This window comes from Streptomyces sp. SUK 48, assembly GCF_009650765.1.
In the GTDB taxonomy this organism is placed as follows: domain Bacteria; phylum Actinomycetota; class Actinomycetes; order Streptomycetales; family Streptomycetaceae; genus Streptomyces.
Map to the genome: position 1 here is coordinate 1,133,491 of NZ_CP045740.1, position 26,133 is coordinate 1,159,623.

The 26,133-nt window shown below is 73.8% G+C and carries 21 protein-coding genes; 11 read left to right on the forward strand and 10 right to left on the reverse strand.

Annotated features, from left to right (window positions below; translation table 11 throughout):
• The first annotated feature begins 64 nt into the window (after positions 1-64).
• The 5 genes from GHR20_RS04790 to GHR20_RS04810 all read left to right on the forward strand — a co-directional run bounded on the left by GHR20_RS04790 (position 65) and on the right by GHR20_RS04810 (position 6,989).
• Positions 65-1,147 carry a hypothetical protein gene (locus GHR20_RS04790; RefSeq protein WP_243877933.1) on the forward strand — a complete coding sequence of 361 codons (1,083 nt, stop codon included), beginning with the start codon at positions 65-67 and terminating at the stop codon, positions 1,145-1,147.
• 32 nt (positions 1,148-1,179) lie between these two features.
• Complete coding sequence (locus tag GHR20_RS04795; RefSeq protein ID WP_153812352.1) at positions 1,180-2,691, forward strand: amino acid permease; 1,512 nt, start codon at positions 1,180-1,182, stop codon at positions 2,689-2,691.
• A gap of 198 nt (positions 2,692-2,889) precedes the next feature.
• Entirely contained in the window at positions 2,890-3,975 is a 1,086-nt protein-coding gene (locus tag GHR20_RS04800; protein ID WP_153812353.1) for a mechanosensitive ion channel family protein, read from the forward strand.
• 273 nt (positions 3,976-4,248) lie between these two features.
• Positions 4,249-4,773, forward strand: a complete 525-nt coding sequence (locus tag GHR20_RS04805; protein ID WP_194858809.1) for a DUF4186 domain-containing protein — start codon at positions 4,249-4,251, stop codon at positions 4,771-4,773.
• A complete protein-coding gene (locus GHR20_RS04810) occupies positions 4,770-6,989 on the forward strand; it encodes an NADP-dependent isocitrate dehydrogenase (protein WP_153812354.1) in 2,220 nt (739 codons plus the stop codon). Before GHR20_RS04805 ends, GHR20_RS04810 begins: the two co-directional genes overlap by 4 nt.
• A gap of 67 nt (positions 6,990-7,056) precedes the next feature.
• Here the strand turns inward: GHR20_RS04810 and GHR20_RS04815 are convergent, their stop codons facing one another.
• Positions 7,057-7,512, reverse strand: coding sequence for a hypothetical protein (locus tag GHR20_RS04815; protein ID WP_153812355.1), 456 nt, complete (start codon positions 7,510-7,512; stop codon positions 7,057-7,059).
• A gap of 322 nt (positions 7,513-7,834) precedes the next feature.
• Between GHR20_RS04815 and GHR20_RS04820 the strand changes: the two genes are divergently transcribed.
• The 4 genes from GHR20_RS04820 to GHR20_RS04835 all read left to right on the forward strand — a co-directional run bounded on the left by GHR20_RS04820 (position 7,835) and on the right by GHR20_RS04835 (position 12,569).
• On the forward strand, positions 7,835-9,145 hold the full coding sequence (locus GHR20_RS04820) for a bifunctional o-acetylhomoserine/o-acetylserine sulfhydrylase (protein ID WP_153812356.1): 1,311 nt from the start codon (positions 7,835-7,837) through the stop codon (positions 9,143-9,145).
• Positions 9,146-10,285 carry a homoserine O-acetyltransferase gene (locus GHR20_RS04825; RefSeq protein WP_153812357.1) on the forward strand — a complete coding sequence of 380 codons (1,140 nt, stop codon included), beginning with the start codon at positions 9,146-9,148 and terminating at the stop codon, positions 10,283-10,285.
• A gap of 49 nt (positions 10,286-10,334) precedes the next feature.
• On the forward strand, positions 10,335-11,186 hold the full coding sequence (locus GHR20_RS04830) for an N-formylglutamate amidohydrolase (protein WP_153812358.1): 852 nt from the start codon (positions 10,335-10,337) through the stop codon (positions 11,184-11,186).
• A 156-nt stretch (positions 11,187-11,342) separates the two neighbouring features.
• Entirely contained in the window at positions 11,343-12,569 is a 1,227-nt protein-coding gene (locus GHR20_RS04835) for a cytochrome P450 (protein WP_153815836.1), read from the forward strand.
• Between the two features lie 12 nt (positions 12,570-12,581).
• Here GHR20_RS04835 and GHR20_RS04840 read toward each other — a convergent pair whose 3' ends face one another.
• From GHR20_RS04840 to GHR20_RS04850, 3 genes are read right to left on the reverse strand one after another with little or no spacing between them, the layout of a single operon-like run.
• Positions 12,582-13,082, reverse strand: a complete 501-nt coding sequence (locus GHR20_RS04840; protein WP_202440154.1) for a hypothetical protein — start codon at positions 13,080-13,082, stop codon at positions 12,582-12,584.
• A complete protein-coding gene (locus GHR20_RS04845) occupies positions 13,079-13,654 on the reverse strand; it encodes a sigma-70 family RNA polymerase sigma factor (protein ID WP_111584225.1) in 576 nt (191 codons plus the stop codon). Before GHR20_RS04845 ends, GHR20_RS04840 begins: the two co-directional genes overlap by 4 nt.
• Before the next feature lie 59 nt (positions 13,655-13,713).
• Positions 13,714-15,138: a S8/S53 family peptidase gene (locus tag GHR20_RS04850; RefSeq protein ID WP_153812359.1), complete on the reverse strand. Its 1,425-nt coding sequence runs from the start codon at positions 15,136-15,138 to the stop codon at positions 13,714-13,716.
• Between the two features lie 73 nt (positions 15,139-15,211).
• Between GHR20_RS04850 and GHR20_RS04855 the strand changes: the two genes are divergently transcribed.
• Positions 15,212-17,824, forward strand: coding sequence for a CHAT domain-containing tetratricopeptide repeat protein (locus tag GHR20_RS04855; protein WP_153812360.1), 2,613 nt, complete (start codon positions 15,212-15,214; stop codon positions 17,822-17,824).
• Between the two features lie 26 nt (positions 17,825-17,850).
• Here the strand turns inward: GHR20_RS04855 and GHR20_RS04860 are convergent, their stop codons facing one another.
• Positions 17,851-19,563 carry a LuxR C-terminal-related transcriptional regulator gene (locus GHR20_RS04860; RefSeq protein WP_153812361.1) on the reverse strand — a complete coding sequence of 571 codons (1,713 nt, stop codon included), beginning with the start codon at positions 19,561-19,563 and terminating at the stop codon, positions 17,851-17,853.
• A 95-nt stretch (positions 19,564-19,658) separates the two neighbouring features.
• Between GHR20_RS04860 and GHR20_RS04865 the strand changes: the two genes are divergently transcribed.
• Positions 19,659-20,741, forward strand: a complete 1,083-nt coding sequence (locus GHR20_RS04865; protein ID WP_153812362.1) for a M12 family metallopeptidase — start codon at positions 19,659-19,661, stop codon at positions 20,739-20,741.
• 107 nt (positions 20,742-20,848) lie between these two features.
• On the opposite strand, the gene GHR20_RS04870 is transcribed toward GHR20_RS04865, so the two are convergent.
• From GHR20_RS04870 to GHR20_RS04885, 5 genes are all read right to left on the reverse strand, one after another.
• Complete coding sequence (locus GHR20_RS04870) at positions 20,849-22,225, reverse strand: NtaA/DmoA family FMN-dependent monooxygenase (RefSeq protein WP_153812363.1); 1,377 nt, start codon at positions 22,223-22,225, stop codon at positions 20,849-20,851.
• A 19-nt stretch (positions 22,226-22,244) separates the two neighbouring features.
• A complete protein-coding gene (locus GHR20_RS04875; RefSeq protein ID WP_153815837.1) occupies positions 22,245-23,444 on the reverse strand; it encodes an LLM class flavin-dependent oxidoreductase in 1,200 nt (399 codons plus the stop codon).
• Positions 23,445-23,635: 191 nt separating this feature from the next.
• Positions 23,636-23,758, reverse strand: coding sequence for a putative leader peptide (locus GHR20_RS38095; protein ID WP_275549595.1), 123 nt, complete (start codon positions 23,756-23,758; stop codon positions 23,636-23,638).
• Positions 23,759-23,898: 140 nt separating this feature from the next.
• Positions 23,899-24,918, reverse strand: coding sequence for a transporter substrate-binding domain-containing protein (locus GHR20_RS04880; protein ID WP_153812364.1), 1,020 nt, complete (start codon positions 24,916-24,918; stop codon positions 23,899-23,901).
• A gap of 113 nt (positions 24,919-25,031) precedes the next feature.
• Complete coding sequence (locus GHR20_RS04885; protein WP_153812365.1) at positions 25,032-26,012, reverse strand: amino acid ABC transporter permease; 981 nt, start codon at positions 26,010-26,012, stop codon at positions 25,032-25,034.
• Between the last annotated feature and the right edge of the window lie 121 nt (positions 26,013-26,133).

Genomic DNA, 26,133 nt, shown 5'->3' on the forward strand with positions numbered 1-26,133 from the left:
GAGGGCTGTTGCCACCTCATTCCGCCGCCTCGTTCGGGTGTCATCGACTCCGGGGCTTCGGCTGATGGCACGCGAGGGAGCGAGACCCTCCTACGACCCGGCAGGACCCGACCACGCCCTGCGCGCGGTGCTCCAGGAGTTACGCACCGGGCGCTGGGTGGCCATGCGCACCCTGCTCGCGGAGACCACCGAGTGGTGGATGTGGACCCGGCGCACCCAGATCCTCGCGGCGGCGGCCGCCGGCAGCGACGTGGTGCGCGCCTGGCTCGCGGAGGAGCCGGACAGCGCCCACGCGGCGGTGATGCGGGCCAGGATCGGCGTGGAGCGGGCGTTACGGGCTCGCCGCGAACGGCACCTGCGAGCCCATGAGTTGTGGATCGAGGCATGGGACGCCGCCGAGACCGCCGCCCTGCACGCGCCGCACGATCCGGTGCCCTGGATCTGTCTGCTCGCCCTGGCCCAGCTGGACCCCGAGCAGCGCTGGGCCGAGCACCGGGCCGACCCGCCCGAGCCGCACCTGGTGCCGGGCCCCTGGGGGCTGCTGGCCGAGGCCGCCGAGCGGGACCCGTTCAACCGCGAGGCGCATCACCGGATGCTCCAGTTCCTGTACGCACGCCGTGGCGTGGCCGGCCGTACCGGAGTCCCGGCCCCCGGCGAGGACCCCGACCGGCTGGCGGACGCCGCCGGTTACGCCCGCTGGGCCGCCGCGCAGGCCCCGCCCGGATCGGCGCTCCACCTCCTCCCGCTCTACGTCCGTGTCGAGCGCCACCGCCGGGGGCGCCGCCCCGACCCGTACTGGGCCACGGACGCCGCCGTCGACGAGGCGCGGTCCGCCCTGCGCTCCTGGTTCGAGCACGCGCCACCCGGCCGGCGCTCGCAACCGGACCTCAACCACCTGGCGCACGCCCTGTGGGGAGCCCGCCGATTCGCCTGCGCGGACCGGGTGTTCGCGGCGATAGGGCCGTACTTCGGGCCGCCGCCCTGGATGTACCGCGCCCGGGACGGCGAGCGCCCGGCGGACGTGTTCGTGCGGGCCCGCGACCACTGCCGTGCCCTGGCCGGCACCGCCGCGGGCACGTCTGCCGAGGCCCGCGCCGAGCCGCGCCCCTGCACCGGAACCCGTCCCTGTACCGGAACCCGCCCCTGAACCCCCAGGTCCCCCACCCCCGGAGGTCACCCATGTCCCCCACCGCGGAGCTGCCCCAGCAGGACGAGGAGCGGCGCCTGCGCGAACTCGGCTACCGACCCGTACTCGCCCGCCGGATGGGCGGTTTCGGCAATTTCGCGATCAGCTTCTCGGTGATCTCGATCCTGTCCGGCTGCATGACCCTGTACGGGTTCGGCCTGAACACGGGCGGCCCCGCCGTGATGCTGTGGGGCTGGGCCGGCGTCGGACTGTTCGTGCTCTGCGTCGGGCTCGCGCTCGCCGAGGTCACCAGCGCGTATCCGACCTCGGGCGCCCTGTACTACATGGCCGACCGGCTCGGCGGCCGCCGCTGGGGCTGGTACACGGGCTGGCTGAACCTGCTCGGGCTGCTCGGCGCGATCGCCGGGATCGACTACGGCGCCGCCCTGTTCACCGGCGCGTTCGCCAACCTCCAGTGGGGCTTCGTGCCGACGCCGGGCCGGACGATGCTGATCTTCGGCGCCGTCCTCCTGCTGCACGCGGTGCTGAACCTGTTCGGCGTCCGCGTCGTCAGCCTGCTCAACTCGGTCAGCGTCTGGTGGCACCTGGCGGGCGTCGCGCTGATCGTCGGCGCGCTCGCGATCGTGCCCGACCACCACCGTTCGCCGTCCTTCGTGTTCACCACGTTCGTCAACGAGACCGGCTGGTCGAACCCGGTCTACGTCGCCGCGATCGGCCTGCTGCTCGCCCAGTACACCTTCTCCGGCTACGACGCCTCCGCCCATCTCTCCGAGGAGACCTCGCGCGCCTCGGTGTCCGCGGCCAGGGGCATCGTCCGGGCCATCTGGGTCTCCTGGCTCGCGGGCTTCGTGCTGCTGGCCGGGCTCACCTTCGCCATCCAGGACTACGACGCCACCCGCACCACGCCCACCGGGGTGCCGCCCGCGCAGATCCTGCTGGACGGGCTCGGCACCGGCGGCGCGAAGGCGCTGCTGCTGGTGGTGATCGTGGCCCAGCTGTTCTGCGGGAACGCCGAGGTCGCGGCGGCCAGCCGGATGGTGTTCGCGTTCAGCAGGGACGGCGCGCTGCCCGGCTCCCGGCTGTGGCGCAGGGTCAGCGGCCGCACCCAGACCCCGGTGGCCGCCGTATGGCTGTCGGTCGGGGTCGCCGGGGTCCTCGCGCTGCCGTCGCTGTACTCGGCGACGGCGTACAACGCGGTGACCGCCATCAACGTCATCGGCATCACCCCCGCGTACGCCATCCCGGTGCTGCTGCGGCTGCGGGCGGGCGACCGGTTCCGGCGCGGGCCCTGGCACCTGGGCCGGTGGAGCAGGCCGGTCGGCTGGGTCGCGGTCGGCTGGGTGGCGTGCGTCACGGTCCTGTTCTGCCTACCGCAGTCCTCGCCGGTCACCGTCGGCACGATGAACTACGCGGCCGTGGCCCTGGCCGTCGTCCTCCTCCTCGCCAGCGTCTGGTGGTACGTCGCCCGCCGCTCGTACGGCACCCCGACGGCGGCGTACGGCAGCGACCGCGACCAGGCCGAACTCGCCGAGGGCATCATCTGATCGAAGGCCCCGGCGCCTCAGCCGCCCTGGTGAAGGGGAGGGTTCCGGATACGGCAGGATGAACGCTCGTGCCGGTCACCGCAGTTCCGGGGCCGGCACGTTCGCACGTCCCGCATTTCCCGCACATCGAGCAGGTGACAACGTGACGAGACCTCGCATACGGCGCTCCGCCGGAATCATGGGTTCCGGAGGTGAGCGGTGAACCGTGCGCTGACCCTGGACGACGCGGTGGTCGCCGGCATCGCGGTCGCGGCGGGCCTGGTGGCCGCCTTCCTCTCCCGTTCGCTGCTGCGCTGGCTCGCCAAGCACGCCAAGCGGACCCGCTGGAGCGGTGACGACATCATCGTGGACGCGCTGCGCTCGATCGTGCCGTGGGCGCTGATCGCGGCGGGGGTGGCGGCCGCGGCGATCGTGCTGCCCCTCACCAGGTCCGTGCAGCACCACACCGATCAGGTGCTGGAGGTCTGGCTGATCCTCGTGGCCACGCTGTCCGCGGCGCGGGTCATCACCGGTCTGGTGCACACGTTCACCCAGTCGCGCTCAGGGGTGGCGGGCTCGGCGACCATCTTCGTCAACATCACCCGGGTGCTGGTCCTGGCGATCGGCTTCCTGGTGGTGCTCCAGACGCTGGGGATCTCCATAGCGCCGCTGCTCACCGCGCTGGGCGTCGGCGGTCTGGCGGTGGCGCTCGCGCTTCAGGACACCCTCGCGAACCTCTTCGCCGGCGTCCACATCCTGGCGTCCAAGACCGTCCAGCCGGGCGACTACATCCAGCTCAGCAGCGGTGAGGAGGGGTACGTCGTCGACATCAACTGGCGTCAGACGACGGTCCGCCAGCTGTCCAACAACCTGGTGGTGATCCCCAACGGCCAGCTCGCCAAGGCCAACATGACCAACTACACCCGGCCCGAGCAGCGGCTCACGGTGCCGGTCCAGGTGGGTGTGAGCTACGACGCCGACCTGGAGCACGTGGAGCGGGTGACCGCCGAGGTGGTCATGGAGGTCATGCACAAGGTGCCGGGCGCCCTGCCGGACCACGAGCCCGCGATCCGCTTCCACACCTTCGGCGACTCCCGCATCGGCTTCACGGTGATCCTCGGCATCGGCGAGTTCAGCGACCAGTACCGGATCAAACACGAATTCATCAAACGCCTGCACCGCCGCTACCAGCAGGAGAACATCCACATCCCCTCCCCGGTCCGCACGGTCGCCATCCAGCAGGGCTCCTTCACGATCCCCCAGCAACGGACCGCGGAGAGCGTGTCACGGGAGGCCGCCGAATAGGGGGCCGACGGCCCGACGGGGGCGGCTGATCACGGGGCCGGGGGCAGGCCAAATTCCGCCACGAACGCGGGATCGGGTCACGGCGGCGGTCGCCGACGCGGCTTCGCGGCACGGAGCGATCGCGCGAGCCGGGCGGTGGAGCGATCGGCCGGGCGGATACGGAAGCCGGCCACCCGGCCACCAGTCCCTCGCCAGGGGGCGGCCACCCCCCGATCCGGAATCCGCCCCCGCGCCCGGCACGATCATCACCCCACCCCGTACCCTCGTACCGTTATGACCGTTTCACCCGACCCCCACCCCCTCGATCAGCGGCTCGACGCGCTCGCCCGGCAGCCGTTCCGGGCCCGATTTCATCTGCGCGGCCCGGAGCGGGTCACCGCCGGGGAGAAGGGGGCGGCCACGCTCAGGTGGCACGCCTATGACCTGGTCGCGAAGCGGCTCGCGCCGGCCGAGCCGTACAAGGACGGGAAGCAGACGCCGTACCGGGGCCACCCCGTCTTCGTGGCGCAGCACACGACCGCCACCTGCTGCCGGAACTGCCTGCTCCGGCTGCACGGCATCCCCAAGGGACGGCAGCTCAGCAGGGCCGAACACCTGTACGTCGTGGAGGTGATCTGCCGCTGGATCGAGCGCGAGCTCACCCGCGGGGCGGGGAGCCGAGCGGGGGCGGCTGACCAGGCAGGGCGGCCGGTCGGCGGAAAACAGCGGCCCCGGGCGCCACCCCTGTCGAGCCCGCCCCCGGCACGAGATATCTTGATGTCGAGCAATGTTGCAGACGTGGAGCGGAGCACCCGGTGACTGACTCGACCATCATCTACACGTACACAGACGAGGCCCCGGCCCTGGCGACGCATTCGTTCCTGCCGGTGGTCCGGGCGTACGCCTCGCAGGCCGGTGTGCCCGTGCAGACCCGCGACATCTCGCTGGCCGGGCGCATCATCGCCGTATTCCCGGAATACCTGAACGAGGACCAGCGGATCGCGGACGCGCTGACCGAGCTGGGCGAGCTCGCCAAGACCCCTTCGGCCAACATCATCAAGCTGCCGAACATCTCGGCGTCCATCCCGCAGCTCAAGGCCGCCGTCGCCGAGCTGAAGAGCCAGGGCTACGCGCTGCCGGACTACCCGGACGACCCGAAGTCGGACGAGGAGCGCGAGATCCGCGCCCGCTACGACAAGATCAAGGGCTCGGCCGTCAACCCGGTCCTGCGTGAGGGCAACTCCGACCGCCGCGCCCCGGCCTCGGTGAAGAACTACGCCAAGACCCACCCGCACCGCATGGGCGCCTGGACCGCCGAGTCCAAGACCAACGTGGCGACCATGGGCGACAACGACTTCGCCAGCACCGAGAAGTCCACGGTGATCGCCGAGGACACCACCCTGCGCTTCGAGCTGGTCGGCGCCGACGGCACGACCACCGAGCTGCGCGCGCCGCTCAAGGTCGTCGCCGGTGAGGTCGTGGACGCCGCCGTGCTGCGCGCCGCCGCCCTCAACGAGTTCCTCGCCGCGCAGGTCGCCCGCGCCAAGCAGGAGGGCGTGCTGTTCTCCGTGCACCTGAAGGCCACGATGATGAAGGTCTCCGACCCGATCATCTTCGGTCACGTGGTGCGCACCTTCTTCCCGAAGACCTTCGCGAAGTACGGCGAGACGCTGAAGGCGGCCGGTCTCTCCCCGAACGACGGCCTCGGCGGCATCTACAAGGGCCTGGAGAACCTGCCCGAGGGTGCCGAGATCAAGGCGTCCTTCGATGCCGAGCTGGCCGACGGCCCGGCGCTGGCCATGGTCGACTCCGACAAGGGCATCACCAACCTGCACGTCCCCTCGGACGTCATCGTGGACGCCTCCATGCCCGCGATGATCCGCACCTCCGGCCACATGTGGGGCGCGGACGGCCAGGAGCACGACACCCTCGCGGTGCTGCCGGACCACAGCTACTCCGGCGTCTACCAGGCCGTGATCGAGGACTGCCGCGCCAACGGCGCCTTCGACCCGTCCACCATGGGCTCGGTGCCGAACGTCGGCCTCATGGCGCAGAAGGCCGAGGAGTACGGCTCCCACGACAAGACCTTCGAGATCCCGGCCGACGGCACGGTCCGCCTGGTCGACGCGGCCGGCGACGTGGTCCTGGAGCAGACCGTGGCCCGGGGCGACATCTTCCGCGCCTGCCAGACCAAGGACGACCCGATCCGCGACTGGGTCAAGCTCGCCGTCACCCGTGCCCGCGCCACCGGCGACCCGGCCGTGTTCTGGCTGGACGAGCACCGCGCCCACGACGCGCAGCTGATCGCCAAGGTCAAGGAGTACCTGCCGGAGCACGACACCGAGGGCCTGGACATCCGGATCCTGTCCCCGATCGAGGCCACCAAGCTGTCGGTGGAGCGCATCCGCCGCGGCGAGAACACCATCTCGGTCACCGGCAACGTGCTGCGCGACTACCTGACCGACCTGTTCCCGATCCTGGAGCTGGGCACCAGCGCCAAGATGCTGTCGGTCGTCCCGCTGATGGCGGGCGGCGGCCTGTTCGAGACGGGTGCCGGCGGCTCCGCGCCCAAGCACGTCCAGCAGCTGGTCAAGGAGAACTACCTGCGCTGGGACTCGCTCGGCGAGTTCTTCGCGCTCGTACCCTCCCTGGAGCAGTACGCCGCGGCCACCGGCAACACCCGCGCCAAGGTCCTGGCCGACGCCCTGGACCGCGCGACCGCGACCTTCCTCAACGAGGACAAGTCCCCGACCCGTCGCCTCGGCGGCATCGACAACCGCGGCAGCCACTTCTACCTGTCCCTGTACTGGGCGCAGGAGCTGGCCAAGCAGACCGACGACGCCGACCTGGCCAAGGCGTTCGCGCCGTTCGCCGAGTCCCTCGCGGCGGACGAGCAGAAGATCGTGGCCGAGCTGAACGGCGTCCAGGGCGACGCGGCCGACCTCGGCGGCTACTACCGCGTCGACCAGGAGAAGGCGGACGCGGTGATGCGTCCGTCGGCCACCTGGAACGCCGCGCTGGCTTCGCTGAGCTGAGTCAGGCCCACCACGGCACCGCGCCCCACCGCCCTCGCCGGGCGGTGGGGCGCGGTGCCGTTCCGGCTTACGGGTGGTAGATCTCCGACAGCGCGGTGATCTGGCCCTTGGCGTTCACGTGGTAGGAGAAGTACGGGGTGTTGGCGAGCTTGTGGCCGGCCAGCCACGTCGGGGCGACCTTCACGCTCGTGGTGTCGCGCAGCACCTCGACGGTGGCGCCCGGCGCGAAGCCGAGCGAGCGGGCGGCGCCGCTCGCGGTGTAGACGACGTCCTCGTCGTTCCTCGTGTTCACCTTGCACGTCTGCGGGGTGACCCGCACGACGGCCTTGCCCTTGACGTTCTTGGCGGAGTCCAGCTTCAGGAAGTGCCGGCCGGCGGGCAGGTGGCACGGCTTCCAGGTGGTGGCCCCGGCAGCGGCCTTGGTCCCCTCCTGCGGGGCGGCGCCGGCGGTCCCGCACGTGGTGGCGAGGAGGGCCGCGGCCGAGGCGGCGACGAGTGCGGCGGAGACGTGACGGTGGTTCATCGGGCTTCCTCTGCTGTGAAGTTCTGCTGACATCGAGGGAGATAGCGGTCCGGGGCACCGGGTTTCACTGCCCCCCACGGCTGTGACGGGACGGTGACAACCGGTACCCGGCCGGGACGATCACTGCGGGCGCGCCGGATGGACGTTCGCCCCGGTCGTCCGTATGGCCGACCGCCCGAACCGCGCCCCGTGTCGGGAACATTGCGGCCGCGTGTCGTCCATGACGTCCTCATGGCGCCTCGCGCGTAAGCCTGTCGGCCGAGAAGAGCGCGTGGTTGCCTCGTGCCACGTCACCGCCTCCCGCGCACGAGGAGCCCGCACCATGAGCACGCAGCCCGACACCGCCGCCTGGTCCTTCGAGACGAAGCAGATCCACGCGGGCGCCGCCCCCGACCCCGCGACCGGCGCACGGGCCACCCCCGTCTACCAGACCACCTCGTTCGTGTTCCGCGACACCCAGCACGCGGCCGACCTGTTCTCGCTGGCCGAGCCCGGCAACATCTACACCCGCATCCACAACCCCACCACGGACGTGTTCGAGCAGCGGATCGCCGCGCTGGAGGGCGGGGTCGGGGCCGTCGCGCTGGCCTCCGGGCAGGCCGCGGAGACCCTGGCGATCCTGACCCTGGCGGGCGCCGGCGACCACATCGTCTCCAGCACGGCGCTGTACGGCGGCACGTACAACCTCTTCCGGCACACGCTGGCGCGGCTCGGCATCGAGGTGTCGTTCGTTGACGACCCGGACGACCCGGAGGCATGGCAGGCGGCGATCCGGCCCACCACCAAGGCACTGTTCGCCGAGTCGCTCGGCAACCCGCGCGGCAATGTGCTGGACGTACGGGCGGTCGCCGACGTGGCGCACGCGGCCGGGGTGCCGCTGATCGTGGACAACACCGTGCCGACCCCGTACCTGCTGCGGCCGATCGAGCACGGCGCGGACATCGTGGTGCACTCGGCGACCAAGTTCCTCGGCGGGCACGGCACCGCGGTCGCGGGCGTGGTGGTGGACGGCGGCACCTTCGACTTCGGCGCCCACCCGGACCGGTTCCCGGACTTCAGCGAGCCGGACCCGAGCTACCACGGGCTGCGCTACTGGCCGGCCCTCGGACCGGGCGCCTTCGCGGTGAAGCTGCGGGTGCAGCTGCTGCGCGACCTCGGCCCGGCGCTCGCCCCGCACTCCGCGTTCCTGCTGCTCCAGGGCGTGGAGACGCTGAGCCTGCGCCTGGAGCGGCACACCGCCAACGCGCAGGCGCTCGCCGAGTGGCTGGAGCGGCGGGACGAGGTGGAGCGCGTCCACTACGCGGGACTGGAGTCCAGCCCGTGGTACGAGGCCGGGCAGAGGTACCTGCCGCGCGGGGCCGGTGCCATCGTCTCCTTCGAGCTGCGCGGCGGGATCGAGGCGGGCAAGCGGTTCGTGGACGCGGTCGAGCTGTTCAGCCATCTCGCGAACATCGGCGACGTACGCAGCCTGATCATCCACCCGGCGTCCACCACGCACAGTCAGCTCACCGAGGAGGAGGCGACGGCCACCGGCACGGCGCCGGGCCTCGTGCGGCTGTCGGTCGGCATCGAGAACCTGGCCGATCTGAAGGCGGATCTGGAGGCCGGTTTCCGCGCGGCGAAGGGCGCGTAGGTGGGCGCGGTCACGGCGACGGAGCGGGTGCCGGCCACCGGGGCCTGGCGGGAGGGGGACCCGCCGGGCCGCCGGCGGTGGTTCACGGCCGACCGGCCGCTGCCGCTGGAGGCGGGGGGTGAACTGCCCGGCGTACGGCTGGCGTTCGAGACATGGGGGCGGCTCGCACCGGACGCGTCCAACGCGGTGCTGGTGCTGCACGCGCTGACCGGCGACAGCCATGTCGCCGGTCCCGCCGGGCCGGGGCATCCCACGCCCGGCTGGTGGGACACGCTGGTCGGGCCCGGGCGGCCGCTGGACACCGACCGGTGGTTCGTGGTGGCCCCCAATGTGCTGGGCGGCTGCCAGGGCAGCACCGGGCCGTCCTCGGCGCGTCCGGACGGCAGGCGGGCGTGGGGCGGCGCCTTCCCGTTCCTCACCCAGCGCGACCAGGTCGCGGCGGAGGCGGCCCTCGCGGACGCGCTCGGCATCGGCCGCTGGGCCCTGGTGGCGGGCGGCTCGATGGGCGGGATGCGGGCGGTGGAGTGGGCCGCGTCGTACCCGGAGCGCACCGGGGCGCTGCTGCTGCTCGCCACGACGGGGGCGGCGAGCGCGGAGCAGATCGCCTGGGCGGGCATCCAGCTGCGCGCGATCCGCACCGACCCCGACTGGCGGGGCGGCGACTACCACGATGCGGCCCGCGGTCCGCACACCGGCCTCGGCCTCGCCCGCCGCCTCGCCCATGTCACCTACCGCAGCGAGCCGGAACTGGCCACCCGCTTCGGCCGGGCCCCGCAGGACGCCGAGAACCCCTGGCGGGGCGGCCGTTACCAGGTGGACTCCTATCTGGACCATCACGCCGAGAAGCTGGTACGACGCTTCGACGCGGCGAGTTACGCCGTGCTCACGGAGGCGATGAACGCCCATGACGCCGGCCGCTCCCGGGGCGGCCTGCGCCCGGCGCTCGCCCGCGTCACGGCCCCCACGCTGGTCGCCGGGGTCGACTCCGACCGCCTCTACCCCCTCGCCCAGCAGCACGAACTGGCCGCCGCGATCCCGGGCGCGGACCGGACCCGGGTGGTGGAATCGCCGTACGGACACGACGGCTTCCTGATCGAGACGGAGCAAGTGGGATCACTGGTGCGTGAGTTGCTGGGCTGAGGCCATGGCATGGTGAGGTGCACCGTACCGTCGGCCCACCGGAGCAGCCGTGACCTCCTTCCGCCTCTTTCCCGGCGCCCCCGACTCCCCCGTGCTGCTGCACGTGCCGCACTCCGCCCGCGCGATCCCCGGCGATGTCCGGGACGGGATCGTGCTGGACGACGCCGCGCTGGAGCGGGAGTTGGACCACATCACGGACGCGCACACCGCGGAGCTCGCGGGGCGGGCGGCGGGGGCGGCCGGGCGGCTGCCATGGCGGTTCGTGAACCGGCTGTCGCGGCTGGTGGTGGATCCGGAGCGGTTCCCGGACGAGCGGGAGGAGATGCTCGCCGTAGGGATGGGCGCGGTGTACACGCGGACCACGCACCGCGCGGAGCTGCGGCCCGCGGACACCGACCCGGGGCCGTTGGTCGAGCGGTACTTCCGGCCGTACGCCGAGGCCATGACGCGGGCCGTGGCCGGGCGGCTGGCGGCGACCGGGCGGGCCGTGATCGTGGATGTGCACTCCTATCCGGCGCGGGCGCTCCCCTACGAGCTGCACGGGGACGGCCCGCGCCCGCCGGTGTGCCTGGGCACCAACCCCTTCCACACCCCGCCGGCGCTGCTCGCCGCCGCCCGCGAGGCGTTCGCGGGGTGCGGGGAGACGGGCCTGGACAGCCCGTTCGCCGGGACCTATGTGCCGCTGGAGTACTACGGCACCGATCCCCGCGTCGAGGCGCTGATGATCGAGATCCGGCGGGACACCTATATGCGGGAGCCCGGCGGACCGGCCGGAGCGGGGCTCGACCGGCTCGCGGCGGCGCTGGCCACCCTGGTCGACGCGCTCTCACCGGGCCCGGCCGACGCGCCCCGGCCGGCCCCGGTCGACGCGCCCCAGCCGGGCCCGGCCGACGCGCCTTAGCCGAGCACGGCCGACGCGCCTTGGCCGAGCACGACCGACGCGTCCTGACCAAGCCCGGCCGACATGCCCGCAGCCACGCCGGCCGGGGGCCCGCGCACCCTCCGCCTGGAGCAGTCCCGCACGACACCCGCCCCGCCCCGCCCCATCGTGGAGGGCATGACGACCATGGAGACCAGCGCACCCACCGGCCAGGAACCGCCCCCCGTGCGGGACTGGCCCGCGCTCGATCTGGACGGCACCGAGTTCGATCCGGTGCTCGCGGGGCTGGTGCGCGAGGGACCGCTGACCCGAATACGGCTGCCGTTCGGGGAGGGCTGGGCCTGGCTGGCCACCCGCTACGAACACGTGAAGCTGATCACGAACGATCCCCGGTTCAGCCGCGCGGAGGTCGCCCGCGGCCGGGTCACCCGGCTGGCGCCGCACTTCGCGCCCCGCCCCGGCTCGCTCGCCTGGGCCGACCAGCCGGACCACAACCGGCTGCGCAAGTCCGTCGCCGGCGCCTTCACGGTCGGCGCGATGAAGCGGCTGCGGCCCCGCGCCCAGGAGATCCTGGACGAGCTGGTGGACGCGATGGTCCGCGAGGGCCCGCCCGCCGACCTGGTCGAGCGGGTGCTGGAGCCGTTCCCGCTGTACGTCGTCAGCGAGGTGATGGGCGTCCCCGAGACCGACCGGGACCAGGTGCACGAGTGGACCCGGCAGATCATCTCCCTGTGCGGGGGCGCGGAGGCGGCCGACCGGGCCAAGAACGGCCTGTACGGCTGGATCACCGAGATCGTCCGGGCCCGCGCCCGCAGCGCCGGCGAGGACGTCTACTCGCTGCTCGGGGGCGCCGTGGCGCGCGGTGAGATCGGCGAGGAGGAGGCCGTCGGGCTCGCCGGTCCGCTGCAGATCGGCGGCGAGGCGGTCACCCACAACTGCGGGCAGATGCTCTATCTGATGCTGACCCGGCCGGAGCTGATGGCGCGCGTGCGCGCGCGGCCCGGCGAACGCGGCCCGGTCCTCGACGAGCTGCTGCGCTGGATTCCGCACCGCAGCACCGTCGGGCTCGCCCGGATCGCGCTGGAGGACGTGGAGATCGCCGGGCACCGGATCGCCGCGGGCGAGGCGGTCTACGTCTCCTACCTGGCCGCCAACCGCGACCCGGAGGTCTTCCCGGACCCGGACGGCATCGCCCCGGACCGGGACCCCAACCCGCAGGTCGCCTTCGGCAACGGCCACCACTACTGCACCGGCGCGGTCCTGGCCCGCCTCCAGCTGGAACTGCTGGTGGACACGCTCCTCGACCGGCTGCCGGGGCTGCGCCTCGCCGTGCCGCCCGAGGAGGTCCGGTGGCGGCGGCAGACGATGATCCGGGGGCCGCGCACCCTCCCGGCGACCTGGTGAGCCGGTCCCCGCTCAGGCCCGCAGCCACTCCGTGACGATCACCTCCGTGCCGGTGCGCAGCCGCAGGGCGAAGGGCCCGGAGGGCGGATCGTCGCTGGTGAAGCGGCCGAGGGTGTCCACGGCGACCGGGCGGGCGGCACCCGGACCGCCGAGCACCTCGATCCGCGCCGAACCCGGCGGCAGCACCTGCCCGATCAGCCCGTCCCCGGTGACCTCGACGTCGACGGTGAGCGCGCCCGCGCGGAACGTCAGCATGCGCGGCGCGTCCGTGACCCCGCGCACCGGCAGCGCGTCCACCAGCGAGTCGAAGGTCAGCTCGGCGATCCGCGCGTCCAGATCGTGCAAGACGTAAGCCTCCAGCGCGAGTTGGCGCAGGAAGTCGGGCACCGGGTCGAGGACCGCCGCCGCCTGTCGCAGCTCCTCCTCCAGCAGCGCGTCCGCGATGAGCGCGTCCTCGGACTCGTCACCGTCCCCGTCCGCGTCGTCGTACGGGAACCCGTTGTCCTTGTTCATGCCGCACCCCGTTGGTCCATCCGGGCCCGCAGCCGGCGCAGACAGCGCTGGCGCAGGGGGCCGATGCTGCCGACCGCGATGCCGAGCGCGGCCGAGATCTCCACATAGCTGGGCGGCGGCGAGGACACCAGCACGCGCAGCAACTGACGGCAGCGCTCGCCCAGTTCGTCCAGCTCCTGCCACAGGCGGCGGACCCGTTCGGCCCGGTCCGCCGCCTCCTCGGAGTCGATCAGTGTCTGCTCCGGCGTACGGTCGTCGCTCGCCCGGTCCAGGACGTGCGGATCATCCGTAAGGGTGAGCCGCGTCATACCCTTGATGACCTTCAGGCATTCGTGGCGGGCGGTGCTCGCCAGCCAGGCGCCGGTCTTGTCCGGTTCCCTGATCCGCCCCAGATGCTGGGCGAAGCGGAACCACACGGTCTGGTAGACCTCGTGCCCGTCCGCGTCGGAGAGCCGGTGGGCGCGCACCACCGACCACACCAGCGGACTCATGCCCTCCACCAGTGCCTTCCAGGCCGCGGCGTCCCCGTCGACGGCGGACCGGACGAGCGCACCGACCTCTGTTCGGTCCACGGCTCCACCCCTCGTATAGGGCTCGTCATGGTACGCCGTGGAGCGGAGGGTTCCGGCGCTCACGCGGGCAGCGCCGGGGCCGTGACCGGGACCGGACGCCAGGTGGGCGGCCGGAGCGCGCGCACCTTCGCGCCGCGGACATCGGTGCGGTGGGTGGCGTCCGCCAGCAGCCGGGCGCCCGCCGTGCGCGGATCGCGCTCGCGCTCGGACGTCATCAGGGCGGCGACGAGCCCCGCGGCGACCGGGGTGGCGAAGGAGGTGCCGCTCCACTGCGCGAACCCGTCGAACATCACCTGGTCCGGCTTGCCCCCGGTGCTCTCCCGCGCCTCGCTCAACGCGCCGGTGTGGCGCGGGTACTGGCAGGTGCAGGAGTAGTCGAAGCCGTACCGGCAGTCGTCGTAGGTGGAGTGCTGGTAGAGGTACGGCACCGGGGTGCCGAAGCCGGTGAGGGCGCTGGTGAGGCGCTCGCCGGGGGCGAAGACGCGGACCCAGCGGCCGTGGTTGCTGAAGCACGCGGGGCCCTCGCCGTCCGAGCGCAGCGCGCCGACGGAGACGACGCTGTCCGCGTACTCGGGCAGCGCCGAGTAGGCGGCGGGCCAGAACGGGACGTCGCTGCCGTTGTTCCCGGCGGCGGCGACCAACAGGGTGCGCTGCTGGCGCAGTTCGCGCATGAACGCGTCCAGGCCGAGCAGCCCGTGCAGGCCCGGGGCGGGGCTGCCCGCGGAGAGGCTGAGCACATCGGGCCAGCCGGCCCCGTCGACGGCCGCGAAGAGCCGGGCGCCGAACTCCGACTCCAGTACGGCGCCCGCGTCGTTCAGGGTGCCGCGGACGGTGATGTCGGTGTTGGGCGCGACGGCCGCGAGGATGCCCGCGATGAACGTGCCGTGGCCGACGTACTGGCGCAGCAGCCCGCCGCCGTCGGTCTCGGCGGCCTGACTGTCGCCGGTGGTGTGGGCGAGCAGCGGGTAGGCGTGGTGGTCGTGCACCAGGCCGGTGTCGACGACCAGGACGCGGACGGCGGTGGCGGGGTCGTGACCGGTGCCGGCGGCGGCCGGGTTGGGCGCCGCGGAGCGCGCGATGGGCACCGGCTCGTCCCCGGGGCAGGCGTTGACCGCGATGTGCACCACGTGGTTGCGGCTGACCAGCCGGCGTCCGTGCCGTTCCTCCGCGGCCCGCAGGGCGCCCAGGGCGTGCGGCACCACGTCGTCCCCGAGGTCGGGGGCGCCGACCCGGATGCGGGTGACCCCGCTCCGGCCGCCGTCCGGGCCGTCGCGGCGCACCTGGTCGGGCAGCAGTCCCCGGGTCTCGGTGAAGTGGGCGCGCACCGTGTCCTCCACGGCGCGGGCCTCCTCCCCCGACCGGGCGAGGACGACGCCCTTCTCGTACAGCGGACGGGCGTCGTCGTCCGGGCCCATGGCCAACGGGACGTCGGGCATCGAGCGCTGGATGTGTGCGAACTGTTCGTCAAATCGCTGAAGTGCCATGCCGTGTCTCCCCCTGTGCGGCGGCGTACAAGAGTGAGAGCCGCCGGTCCGCCGTCTGATACAGGCCACTACCATGCGAGGCGTGACAGCGGGAAGCGAGCCGGCCCTCCAACTGCTGCCCCTGGTGTTCGCCGACCCCGGCGAGGCACGGGCGCGCGCCGAACTGCTGCTCGCTTCCGCCCCGGCGCCGCTGCCCGCCAGCGTCGCCCACCAGGTCCTCGGCATCTGGCAGCGGGACTTCGGCGATCTGCGGATCGCGCTCACGCATCTGCGCCGGGCCCGGGACCTGGCCGCGCGCGCCGAGTCCGCCGACCGGGAGGCGGATGTGCTGGCGACGCTCGGGGTCGCACTGGTGCACGCGGGGCGCACACGGCAGGGGCTCGCCTCCTTCGAGCGGGGCGTCGCGCGGGGCACCGGGCACACCCGGGCCCGGGTGCTGTACCGGCGGGCGTACGTCTGGTGGGTGCTGGGGCATCACCCGGAGGCGCTGGAGGACGTACGGCGGGCGCTGCCGGTGCTCAGACAGCTGCGCGACGACATCTGGACCGCGCGGGCGCTGACCCTGCGGGCCACGGTGCATCTGGCGCTCGGCGCGGTGGAGCGGGCCGACGCGGACTTCACGGCGGCGGAGCGGCTGTGGGACACCACGGGCCAGGAGCACGACAAGGCGGACGCGGTGGAGAGCCGGGGCCTGGCCGCGTTCCGCTCCGGGGACATCCCCCTCGCGCTGCGGCTGCTCGACGAGGCCGAGGAGCGGTACGCGAAGCTCGGCACACCCCCCTACATGCTGTCGGTACGGCGCTGCGAGGTGCTGATGGCCGCGGGGCTCGCCCCGGAGGCGCTGGCGGAGGCGGACGCGGCGATCGCCCTGCTGGACCGGCTGGGCGGGCAGTCGACCCGCAAGGCCGAGCTGCTGCTGGCCGCCGCGCGGGCGGCCCGTTCGGCCGGGGACGCGCACACCGCGATCGCCCGCGCGGCCGTCGCCGTACGGCTGTTCGCGGCGCAGCGGCGGCTGTGGTGGGAGACGCACGCCCGGCTGGTGCTGATCGAGGCGCGGGTGGCGGCCGGGCGGCGCTCGGGGCGGCTGGTCGGGGACGCGGCGGCGGTGGCCGAGCGGCTGGCCTCCTTCGGCTCGCCCGCGGCGCCCGAGGCGTCGCTGCTCGCGGGCCGGATCGCGCTGGCGCTGGGCTGGACGGCGGACGCGGAACGGCATCTGGCGGTCGCGGCCCGCAGCCGCCGGGCAGGGCCGCCGACGGCCCGGATGACGGGCTGGGCGGCGCAGGCGCTGCGGGCGCGCGCGGCCGGGTCCCGGCGGGGCGTCCTGGAGGCGTGCCGGCGCGGTCTGGACGTCCTGGACGACCACCGGATGACGCTGGGCGCCTCGGAGCTGCGCGCGCACGTGACCGCGCAGGGCGCCGAACTGGCCGCGCTGGCCCAGGAGGTGAGCCTGGGCGACGACCGGCCCCGGCGCCTCCTGGAGTGGAGCGAGCGCTGGCGGGCGACCGTGCTGTCCACCCCGCCGACCCGGCCGCCCGCCGACGCGGCGCTGCTCAGCGGGCTGACCGCGTACCGGGAGATCGCGGCCCGCGCGGAGGAGTCCCGGATGGAGGGCCGTGCGGTGCCGGCCCTGGAGCGGGAACAGCGGCGCCTGGAACGGGAGATCCGCTCCCGCACCCGGCACATCCGCGGCTCCGTCCCGCACGAGGGCGCCCGCTTCGACGTGCCCCGGCTGCTGGACCGGCTCGGCGAGGACCGGCTGGTCGAACTCGCCGTGGTGCGGGGGCGGGTGCATGTGCTGCTGTGCGGGCGGGGCCGGGTGCGGCGGTTCGTCGGCGGTCCGCTCGCGGACGCGGTGGCCGAGGCGGAGTACGTCCAGGCCGGGCTGCGGCGGCTCGCGCACCCGGGCGCGGAGGCGCGGCTGCCGCTGGTGGAGGCGGCGGGCGCCCGGCTCCAGGAGCTGCTGCTCGCCGGGGCGGTGCCGCATCTGGGCGCGGGCCCGGTGGTGATCGTGCCGCCGGGCGCGCTGCACCGGGTGCCGTGGGCGCTGCTGCCCGCGCTGCGCGACCGGGTGCTCAGCGTGTCGCCGTCGGCGGGCAGTTGGCTGCGCGCCCGGGAGACGGAGCCGCCCGTCGACGGCCGCGCCGTCCTGGTGCGCGGCCCCGGTCTCGCCACCGGCGGTGCCGAGGTGCCCGAACTCGCCGACCGCTACGGCACGGCGACCGTGCTGGAGGGCGACGACGCCCAAGTCCCCCGGGTGCTGTCCGAGTTGGACGGGGCCGGGCTCGCCCATCTCGCCGCCCACGGCACCTTCCGCGCCGACAGCCCGCTGTTCTCGGCGCTGCGGATGTCGGACGGCCCGCTGATCGTGCACGACTTCGAGCGGCTGGCCCGCAGCCCCTACCGGATCATCCTCTCCAGCTGCGACACCGCGCGGCTCGCCTCGGTCGGCGCCGATGAACTCCTCGGCCTGGTCACGGCGTTGCTCCCGCTGGGCACGGCCGGGGTGGTGGCGAGCAGCGCCCCGGTCAACGACGCCGCGGTGGTCCCGCTGATGCTCGCCCTGCACAAGGGCCTCACCGCGGGCCTCTCGCTGGCCGAGTCGCTGCGGGACGCCCGCACCACCCTGCCGTCCGACACGGTGCACCAGGCGACGGGGTGGGCCTTCGCGGCGTTCGGGGCGGCCTGAGCCGGCTGGGGAGCACGGGGGTCCGGTCAGGCCGACCTCTCCAGCAGGCAGGGCAGCGCGCCCCGGTCCCCCGTGCCCAGCCGCGTGTACGCGCTGTACAGATGGTTGCCGACCGTGCGCACGGACAGCGTCAGCCGCTCGGCGATCTCCCGGTTGCTCAGGCCCGCCGCCGCCAGGGCCACCACCTGCCGTTGCCGGGCGGTGAGTTCGCCGAGGACCAGCCCGGCCAGCGCCGGGGTGCGCGCGCCCTGGCAGCGGCGGGCCAGCGCGAGCGCCCGGGTGCGGGAGCGGCGCCCGGCCCGGGGATCGCGGTGGACGCGTACGGCCTGGGCGTGGGCCTCCGCCGCGAACAGCAGGAACCCGCGCTCCGCCAGGGCGGTGGCGGCACGGTCCAGCGCGTCCCCGTCCCCGCGCGCCAGCGCCTCGGCGTGCCGCGCGAGCACACTGTCCGCGGGCAGCGCGCGGGCGGGCTCCCCGACGCGTACGGCCCCGTAGCGCGCGTACGCGTCCCCCTCGGCGGAGCCGCGCCCCGATTCGTCCGACTCGGCCTCGGCCAGGGCGAGTTCCGCATCGCATCCCGCGTCTTTGGGCGTCCACCGCAGCCCTTCGCGCGCCCAGGCGGCGGCGTCCCGCACCGCGCCGCCCAGCCGCGCGAAGCGGGCCCGTACGGCCGCGTAACCGGCCGGTACCGGCTCCCCCTCGGCGACCGCCCAGTCCCCCACCGGCGTGGCCGCCGGCCGCACGTCCAGCTCGGCCAACCGCTCCTCCAGGAGCCGCTGTTCGGCCGCGAGGGCGGCGCCGCGGTCCGCTCCGGCCCGGCTCAGCCTGCGTGCCCGCAGCCGCCCGGTCGCCGCCCGCAGCGCCGGTCCGTGCAGCGGGTCGGCGAGCGCGACCCCGCCGGCGTCGTCCACGGCGATCAGACCGGCCGACTCCAGCCCTTCGAGGACGTCGAGGTCGAGGTCGTACAGCGGCGGCCGGGCCGGTTCGGCGAAGGCGAGGCGCTCCAGGATCTCGCGCTCACCGGGTGTGCGGCGCTCCCGCACGGCCGTGAGCCGGTCGCGGACGGCCGGGGTGAGGGGCAGCGGGCCGCGCCAGGCGCGCTCACCGGTGCCGGGGACGGCGAGCAGGTCCTCCCCCGCCACGAGCGCGGCCACCAGGGAGCGCAGCAGCCGCAGATCGCCCCGGCACAGCCGGTGCAGCCGCCGCACGGTGAGCGCCTCGAAACCGGCCGTGGCGAGCACGGCGGCGGTGTCCTCCTCGGGCAGCGGGGCGAGGGCCAGCCGGGGCAGCAGCTCCCCGGTCCACAGCCGGGACACCGCGCCGGGCACCGACGCCTCGTCGCACGCGGCCACGACCAGCCGGGTCCGCCCGTTCGCGGCCAGCTGGTGGACCAGCGCGGCGGAGTCCTCGTCCAGCAGATGGGCGTCGTCCACCACGAGCAGCCGGACGCCGGACAGGTCCCGGACCGCGCCGGGCAGCGAGCCGGTGCCGGCCAGCAGGTGCGCGAACGCCGCGAGGGGCAGATGGCGGGCCTCGGGCGTGCCGGTCACCCGGGCGTGCTCGGTGCCCCGCACCGCCTCCGTGACCAGCCGGGTCTTGCCGCGCCCGGCCGGACCGGTCACCACGATGCCGCGCCGGCCCGCGCCCGTCGCGGCCCGCACCAGCTCCAGTTCGTCCTCCCGGCCGGTGAACGGCCAGGGCAGTTCGAGGGTCTTCGCGTCCTGTTCGTAAGTCCTCACACCAACCAGAGCACGCGTACTCAGGTTTGATACAGGGCGACTTGAGTAGCCCCCGACTCAGGCGCCCGCGACCGCGGGACGGGCACGCTGACCGCATGACCCGACGCCTGTGCTCGCTCTCACGGCAGTCGGCCCCGTCCTTCGGACCGGGGCTGACCGCCGAGCGGCAGGACGCGCTGCTCGCCGGACGGCGCATGTGGGTCAACGGCACGGTCCTGCACTACTGCTTCCTCGACACCGACCACGACGCCTCGGTCATCCCGGTCCCCGGGACCGGGGAGCTGCGCCGGGTGGCGTGGGCGGGCGGCAAGGAGCAGCTGGACGTGGTCCGCGAGTGCTTCGCGCAGTGGGAGGCGCTCGGCATCGGGGTCGCCTTCGCGGAGGTCGGCGACCGGGGGGAGGCCGAGCTGCGGATCGGGTTCCAGGCCGGCGGGGGTTCCTGGTCGGCGGTGGGCCGCGAGGCCCTCGCCGTCGGCCGGGGCGAGCGCACCATGAATCTCGGCTGGGACGTGACCGCGCAGGGGGAGCGCGGCACGGTCCTGCACGAGATCGGGCACGCGCTGGGCCTGGTGCACGAGCACCAGAACCCCTGCGCCGGGCTGCACTGGGACGACGAGGCCGTCTACGCGGAGTTGGCGGGGCCGCCGAACCACTGGAGCCGCCAGACGGCGTACTCCAACGTCCTGCGGGCGCTGGACGCCGGGGAGTCCAGGGGCGCGGTGTGGGACCCGCGCTCGGTGATGGCCCTGCCGTTCGGTCCGGGGCTCGTGCTGGAGCCGGAGCAGTACCGCGGGGGGCTGCGTCCGGCCGAGCGACCCTCGGACCGGGACCGGGAGTTCGTCCTGCGCTGGTACCCGGGTACCGCGCCCGGACCCCACCCGCTGGTGCCGTTCCGTTCGGCACCGCTGGGCCTGGGCCCGGGCGAGCAGGCGGACTTCGTCGTCGAGCCGGCGGAATCCCGCGACTACACCGTGGGGACCTTCGGCGACGCCGACACCGTGCTCGTGGTCTTCGAGGAGCGGGACGGGGAGCCGCGTTTCCTCGCCGGCCACGACGACGGCGGCACCCCGGACAACGCCCGGCTGCGGGTGCGGCTCGTCCGGGGCCGCCGCTACTTCGTCCGCGTCCGCGTCTACTCCGTCTGGGGGGCGGGGCGGACGGCGGTGATGTGCTGGTGAGCACAGGCGGGCGGCACGGTCCATAGTCCGGCACGAGGGGGGGAGCGGGCGCGTACGTCACCCACGGGGGAGGTGACGTACGCGCCCGCGCCGATGCCGTGCCACCGTCAGGAGGCGGCCCGCTCGGCCGGGGCGGCCGCGTCGGGGTGGGCGAGTCCCAGGTGCTCGCGCAGGGTGGTGCCCTCGTAGTCGGCGCGGAAGACGCCCTGTTCCTGGAGGATCGGCACCACCTGGTCGGCGAACGGGTCGAGGCCGCCCGGGGTGATGTGCGGGACCAGGATGAACCCGTCGGAGGCGTCCGCCTGCACGAACTCGTTGATGGTGCGGGCCACGGTCGCGGGGGCGCCCACGAAGGTCTGCCGGTTGCCGTTGTTGATCACCAGATCGCGGATGGACCACTTGTTGGCCTCGGCCAGCTCGCGCCACTCGCGCGCGATGGCGACGGGGTCCCGGTACATCCGCACCTGGGCGCGGCCCCGGGAGATGTGCTCCTCGCTCACCAGCGGATCGATGTCGGGCAGCGGCCCCTCCGGGTCGTACCCCGACAGATCGCGGTTCCAGACGAACTCCAGGTGCTTGAGCGCGGTGGCGCCGCTGACCTGCTGGCGGCGCACCTCGCGGGCGAGTTCGTCGGCCTCGGCGTCGGTGTCGCCGAGCACGAAGGTCGCGGCGGGCAGGATGAGCAACTGGTCCGGGCGGCGCCCGTACTTGGCGAGCCGGCCCTTCACGTCGGCGTAGAAGGCGCGGCCCTCCTCCAGGTGGGAGTACCTGCTGAAGATCGCGTCCGCGCCGGCGGCGGCGAACTCCCGGCCCTCCTCGGAGTCGCCCGCCTGGAAGATCACCGGGCGGCCCTGCGGGGAGCGCGGCACGTTGAACCGGCCGTGGATGTCGAAGTGCTGCCCCCGGTGCACGAAGGCGCCGGCCCGCGCGTCCCGCAGGAAGGCGCCGGTGCCCTGGTCGGCGAGGATCTCGTCGCCGCTCCAGGAGTCGAACAGCTCGTGCGCGGTGGCCAGGAACTCCTTGGCGCGCGCATAGCGTTCGTCCTGCGGCAGGAAGCCGCCCCGGCGGAAGTTCTCGCCGGTGAAGGCGTCCCAGGAGGTGACCACGTTCCACGCGGAGCGGCCGCCGGAGAGGTGGTCGAGGCTGGCGAACTGGCGGGCCACCTCGTAGGGCTCGTTGAACGTGGAGTTGATGGTGCCGGTCAGGCCGAGCCGGTCGGTGACGGCGGCGAGCGCGGCCAGCACGGTAAAGGTGTCGGGGCGGCCGACCACGTCCAAGTCGTATATCCGCCCGCCCTGTTCGCGCAGGCGCAGACCCTCGGCGAGGAACAGGAAGTCGAACTTGGCGCGTTCGGCGGTGCGCGCGAAGTGCGCGAAGGAGCTGAACTCGATGTGGCTGCCGGCGGCCGGGTCGCTCCACACGGTGGTGTTGTTGACGCCGGGGAAGTGGGCGGCCAGATGGATCTGCTTCAGCGGCTTGCTCATGGTCGTACGGTCCTCCGGCTCAGACGGCGGTGGCTTCGGCGGCGGTGGCGGCGTAGCGGTTGGCGGGGCGGGCGAGACCGAGCAGGCCGCGCAGGGTGTCCGCCTCGTAGGCGGTGCGGAACCGGCCCCGGCGCTGGAGTTCGGGCACCAGGTCGCGGCTGATCCGGGGCAGGTCGTGCCCGGTGACGGCGGGCCGCAGCCGGAAACCGGTCAGCCCGGCGCCCGCCAACTCCTCCAGGAGATCGGCGAGTTGCGCCGCCGTGCCGGTGAAGATCCGGGCGTCGCCGGTGTACGGCTCCCCCGCGAGCGCGTCCAGCCGCTCCCGGCGCGCCTCGGCCTCTTTCCGGCTGTCGTCCAGGAAGACCAGGAGGTCCCCGAAGACATGCAGGGTCTCCCCCGCCCGCCCGGCGCTCTCCTGCTCGGCGCGGATCTCGGCCAGGATCGCGCGGGCGTGCTCCGTGTCGCGCGGGGTGACGTACCCGACGTCGGCCTGCCGGGCCAGCAGCCGGTACGGCACGGTGTCGTGGGCGAGCGCGCTGACCAGCGGCTGCCCCTGCGGCGGCCGGGGGGTGATGGAGGGGCCCTTGACGCTGAAAAAGCGGCCCTCGAAGTCGATGTAGTGCAGCTTGTCCCGGTCGACGAACCGGCCGGTTGTGCGGTCGCGGATCTCGGCGTCGTCCTCCCAGCTGTCCCAGAGCCTGCGTACCACCTCCACGTGGTCGGCGGCCTCGTCGAACAGGTCGGTGACGAGCCCCCGCGCGTCCGGGCTGTCGTACGCCCGGATCCGCTCGACGGTACGGCGGCCGAAGTGGTCGGCCTCGTCGGGCCGGGCGGTGATCCGCACCCGCAGGCCCGCGCGGCCGGTGCTGACGTAGTCGAGGGTGGCGATCGCCTTGGAGATGTGGAACGGCTCGGTGTGGGTGGCCACCACGGTCGGGACCAGGCCGATGTGCCGGGTGAGCGGGGCGACGCGGGAGGCGACGAGCACCGCGTCGAGCCGGCCGCGTACCTGGTCGGTGCGGTCGTCGGGTTCCAGCGGGTGCGCGGACTGGGGGCCGAGGCCGTCCTCGAAGGTCACGAAGTCGAGCAGGCCGCGCTCGGCCTCGGCGACCTGGCCGGCCCAGTATCCGGCGGTGAACAGCTCCCCCGGGCGGGCGACTGGCTCGCGCCAGGAGGCGGGGTGCCAGCCGGTGCCGTCCAGGGCGACGGCGAGGTGCAGGCGGGGGTCGAAGGGGGCGTCGGGGTGGGCGTCGGCAGGGGCGGAAGAGCTGGCAGAGGACACGAGTTGGCGCCTTCCTGGGTGTCCGTACGAGGGCGCGCCGGGCCGCGCCGGGGCGGGGCACGGCGGCGGGCGGGCGCGGCGGGACGAGGGGATCCGCGCGGCCGCGGGGACCGGGCAGAGGGGGAGCGTCAGGAGCGACAGAGCGCGGCGGCCACGCGCTGGAGGTCGATATGGGGCCGGGAGTGCAGCACGGCGGAACGGGCGGTCCGCAGGACGCGCGCGCACGGCAGGCGCGTGGGGTCCTCGGTCATGTCCGCCACCTCCGTCCACCGCGCTCGGCGGGCCGCGCGCACGGCGGCCGCACCTGTCTCGTCATGAGGCACAACGCCCCGGCCCCCGTGGGTGTTCCCGGCCGCGGACCGCGGTCGCGGGAGCTGTCGCGGCCGGCTGCTCAGGAGTCGCTGAGCGGCAGTCCGGGCGGGTTGACCTGGGACTTCGCCACGGCCTCGTCGGAGAGGTGGTAGGCGGCCAGCCACTTCGCGTACTGCCCGTCCTCGATCAGGTGGTCGACGGCGTCGGCGATGGGCTTGGCGAGGCCGCTGTCCTTCTTCGTGGTGGCCGCGATCAGCCCCTGGAGGCTCGCGCCCGCCCCGGAATAGGTGCCCGCGCTGCGGGTCGGGTTCGGCGACGTCGCGGTCTGGGTGACATGGTAGGCGACGCCGGGGTTGGCCGCGAAGTAGGCGTCGATCCGGCCGCCGGACAGCGCCAGATAGGTGGCGTTCTTGCTGGCGTAGTGCTTGACGGTGAGGGACTTGCCCTCGGCCTTCAGCTTGCTCTGCCACTCCAGGAGGATCTTCTCCTGGTTGGTGCCGTTGTCGACGGCGACCGTCTTCCCGGCGAGGTTCTCGTAGTTCCCGCCGAACTTCCAGGTGCTCTTCTTCAGCACCTCGAAGCCCACGTTGTCCTTGCGGTACGAGGCGAAGTCGTACTTCTTCTTGCGTTCCTCGGTGTCGGTGATGTTCGCGAACCCGACGTCGGCCTTGCCGCTGTCGATGCCGACGAACATGTTCTCCCAGGTGGCGTTGGCCAGTTGGGGCTTGAGGCCGAGGACCGCGGCGACCAGCCGGCCGAAGTCGGGCTCCGCGCCGGTGAGGGTCTTCTGGTCGCCGCCGATGTAGGCGAGCGGCGGGAAGCCGTCGGGCAGCGCGCCCACGGTGATGTTCAGGGTGCCCCGCTCACGGACGGCGGCGGGCAGTTCGGCGTTGAGCGAGGTGACCTCGGATACCTTCAACCGGGTCTGTCTCGCGGCGCCGTTGGACACCCGGCCCACGGTCACCGTGCCGACGGCGTCGGTCGTGGTGGCCGCGTCGCTGCTGCCGCCGCAGGCGGTGAGGGCGCCGGCGAGGGAGGCGACCGCGGTGGCCGCGGACAGCGCGCGTGTCAGGCTGCGTCGGGTGAGGTGGCTGGGCATGGCCGTCCTTGTCGTTCGCTGGTGTGTCTGGGGAGAGGGAAGGGGGTGGGCTCAGAGGACCTGGGCGGGGAAGTCCCGGGTGCGGTGGTGGCGGTGGCGGTGGCGGTGGCCGGTCATACGGCGGCCTCCCGACGCAGCCGGGCGCGGAACGCGGTGAGGCCGGCGCGTGCCTTCTGGAGCGGGGTCGGCGGCAGGGTGCGGGTGGCTCCCCGGGCGAAGTACCGCTCCACGTAGAACTGGACGACGGAGACGGCGCTGGTCAGGATCAGGTACCAGACGGTGGCGACCAGCAGCAGCGGCACGATGTCGCCGGGGTAGGTGCTGCCCATGGTCTGCACGGAGCCGAACAGGTCGAGCAGCGATACGTAGAACACCAGGGACGTGCTCTTGACCAGGCCGATGAGCTGGTTGACGTAGTTCGGCGTGATGGAGCGCAGCGCCTGCGGCAGCACGATCCGGGTGAACTGGCGGGCCCTGGGCAGGCCGAGCGCGGCGGCCGCCTCGTGCTGGCCCTGGTCGACGGAGAGCAGTCCGCCGCGCACCACTTCGGCCGCGTACGCCGCCTCGTTGAGGCCGAGTCCGATGACGGCGACCGTCATGTCGGTGGCGAGCTTCGACTCGTCGAAGCTGACGAAGGCGGGTCCGAAGGGGATGCCGAGGCTCAATGTCTTGTACAGGGCGGAGAAGTTGTAGAGGAAGATCAGGACGACGATCAGCGGTACGGAGCGGAACAGCCAGGTGTAGGTCCAGCTGACGGCGCGCAGCACCGGGCTCCCGGACTGCCGCGCGAGGGCCAGCAGGACGCCTCCGATCAGGCCCAGCAGGGCGCTCAGGGCGGCGACTTCGAGGGTGACGAGGAGGCCGTCCAGGACCGTGGGCCGCAGGAACCAGTAGCGGAAGCGGTCCCACTGGTAGAAGGGGTTGGTGGCCAGGCCGTGCGCGATCTGGGCGACGACCACCAGGACGACGGCGGTGGCGATCCACCGGCCGGGCCGGCGCAGCGGCTGAACCCGCTGTGCGTCGAGGGGCTTTGACGGCTCTGCGGCGGGCGGCGCCTCGGCGAGCGAGACGGCGGCGCCTGGGAGTTGGCTCATGGCGGGCTCCGGCGGAGGGCGGGGCGTGCGGCGGGACGCGTCGGATCGCGTGGGAACGCATGGCAACGCGTGGGAACGGGACCGGAGTTGGCCCCAACAGGAGAGGAAGACCGCTGAGGCG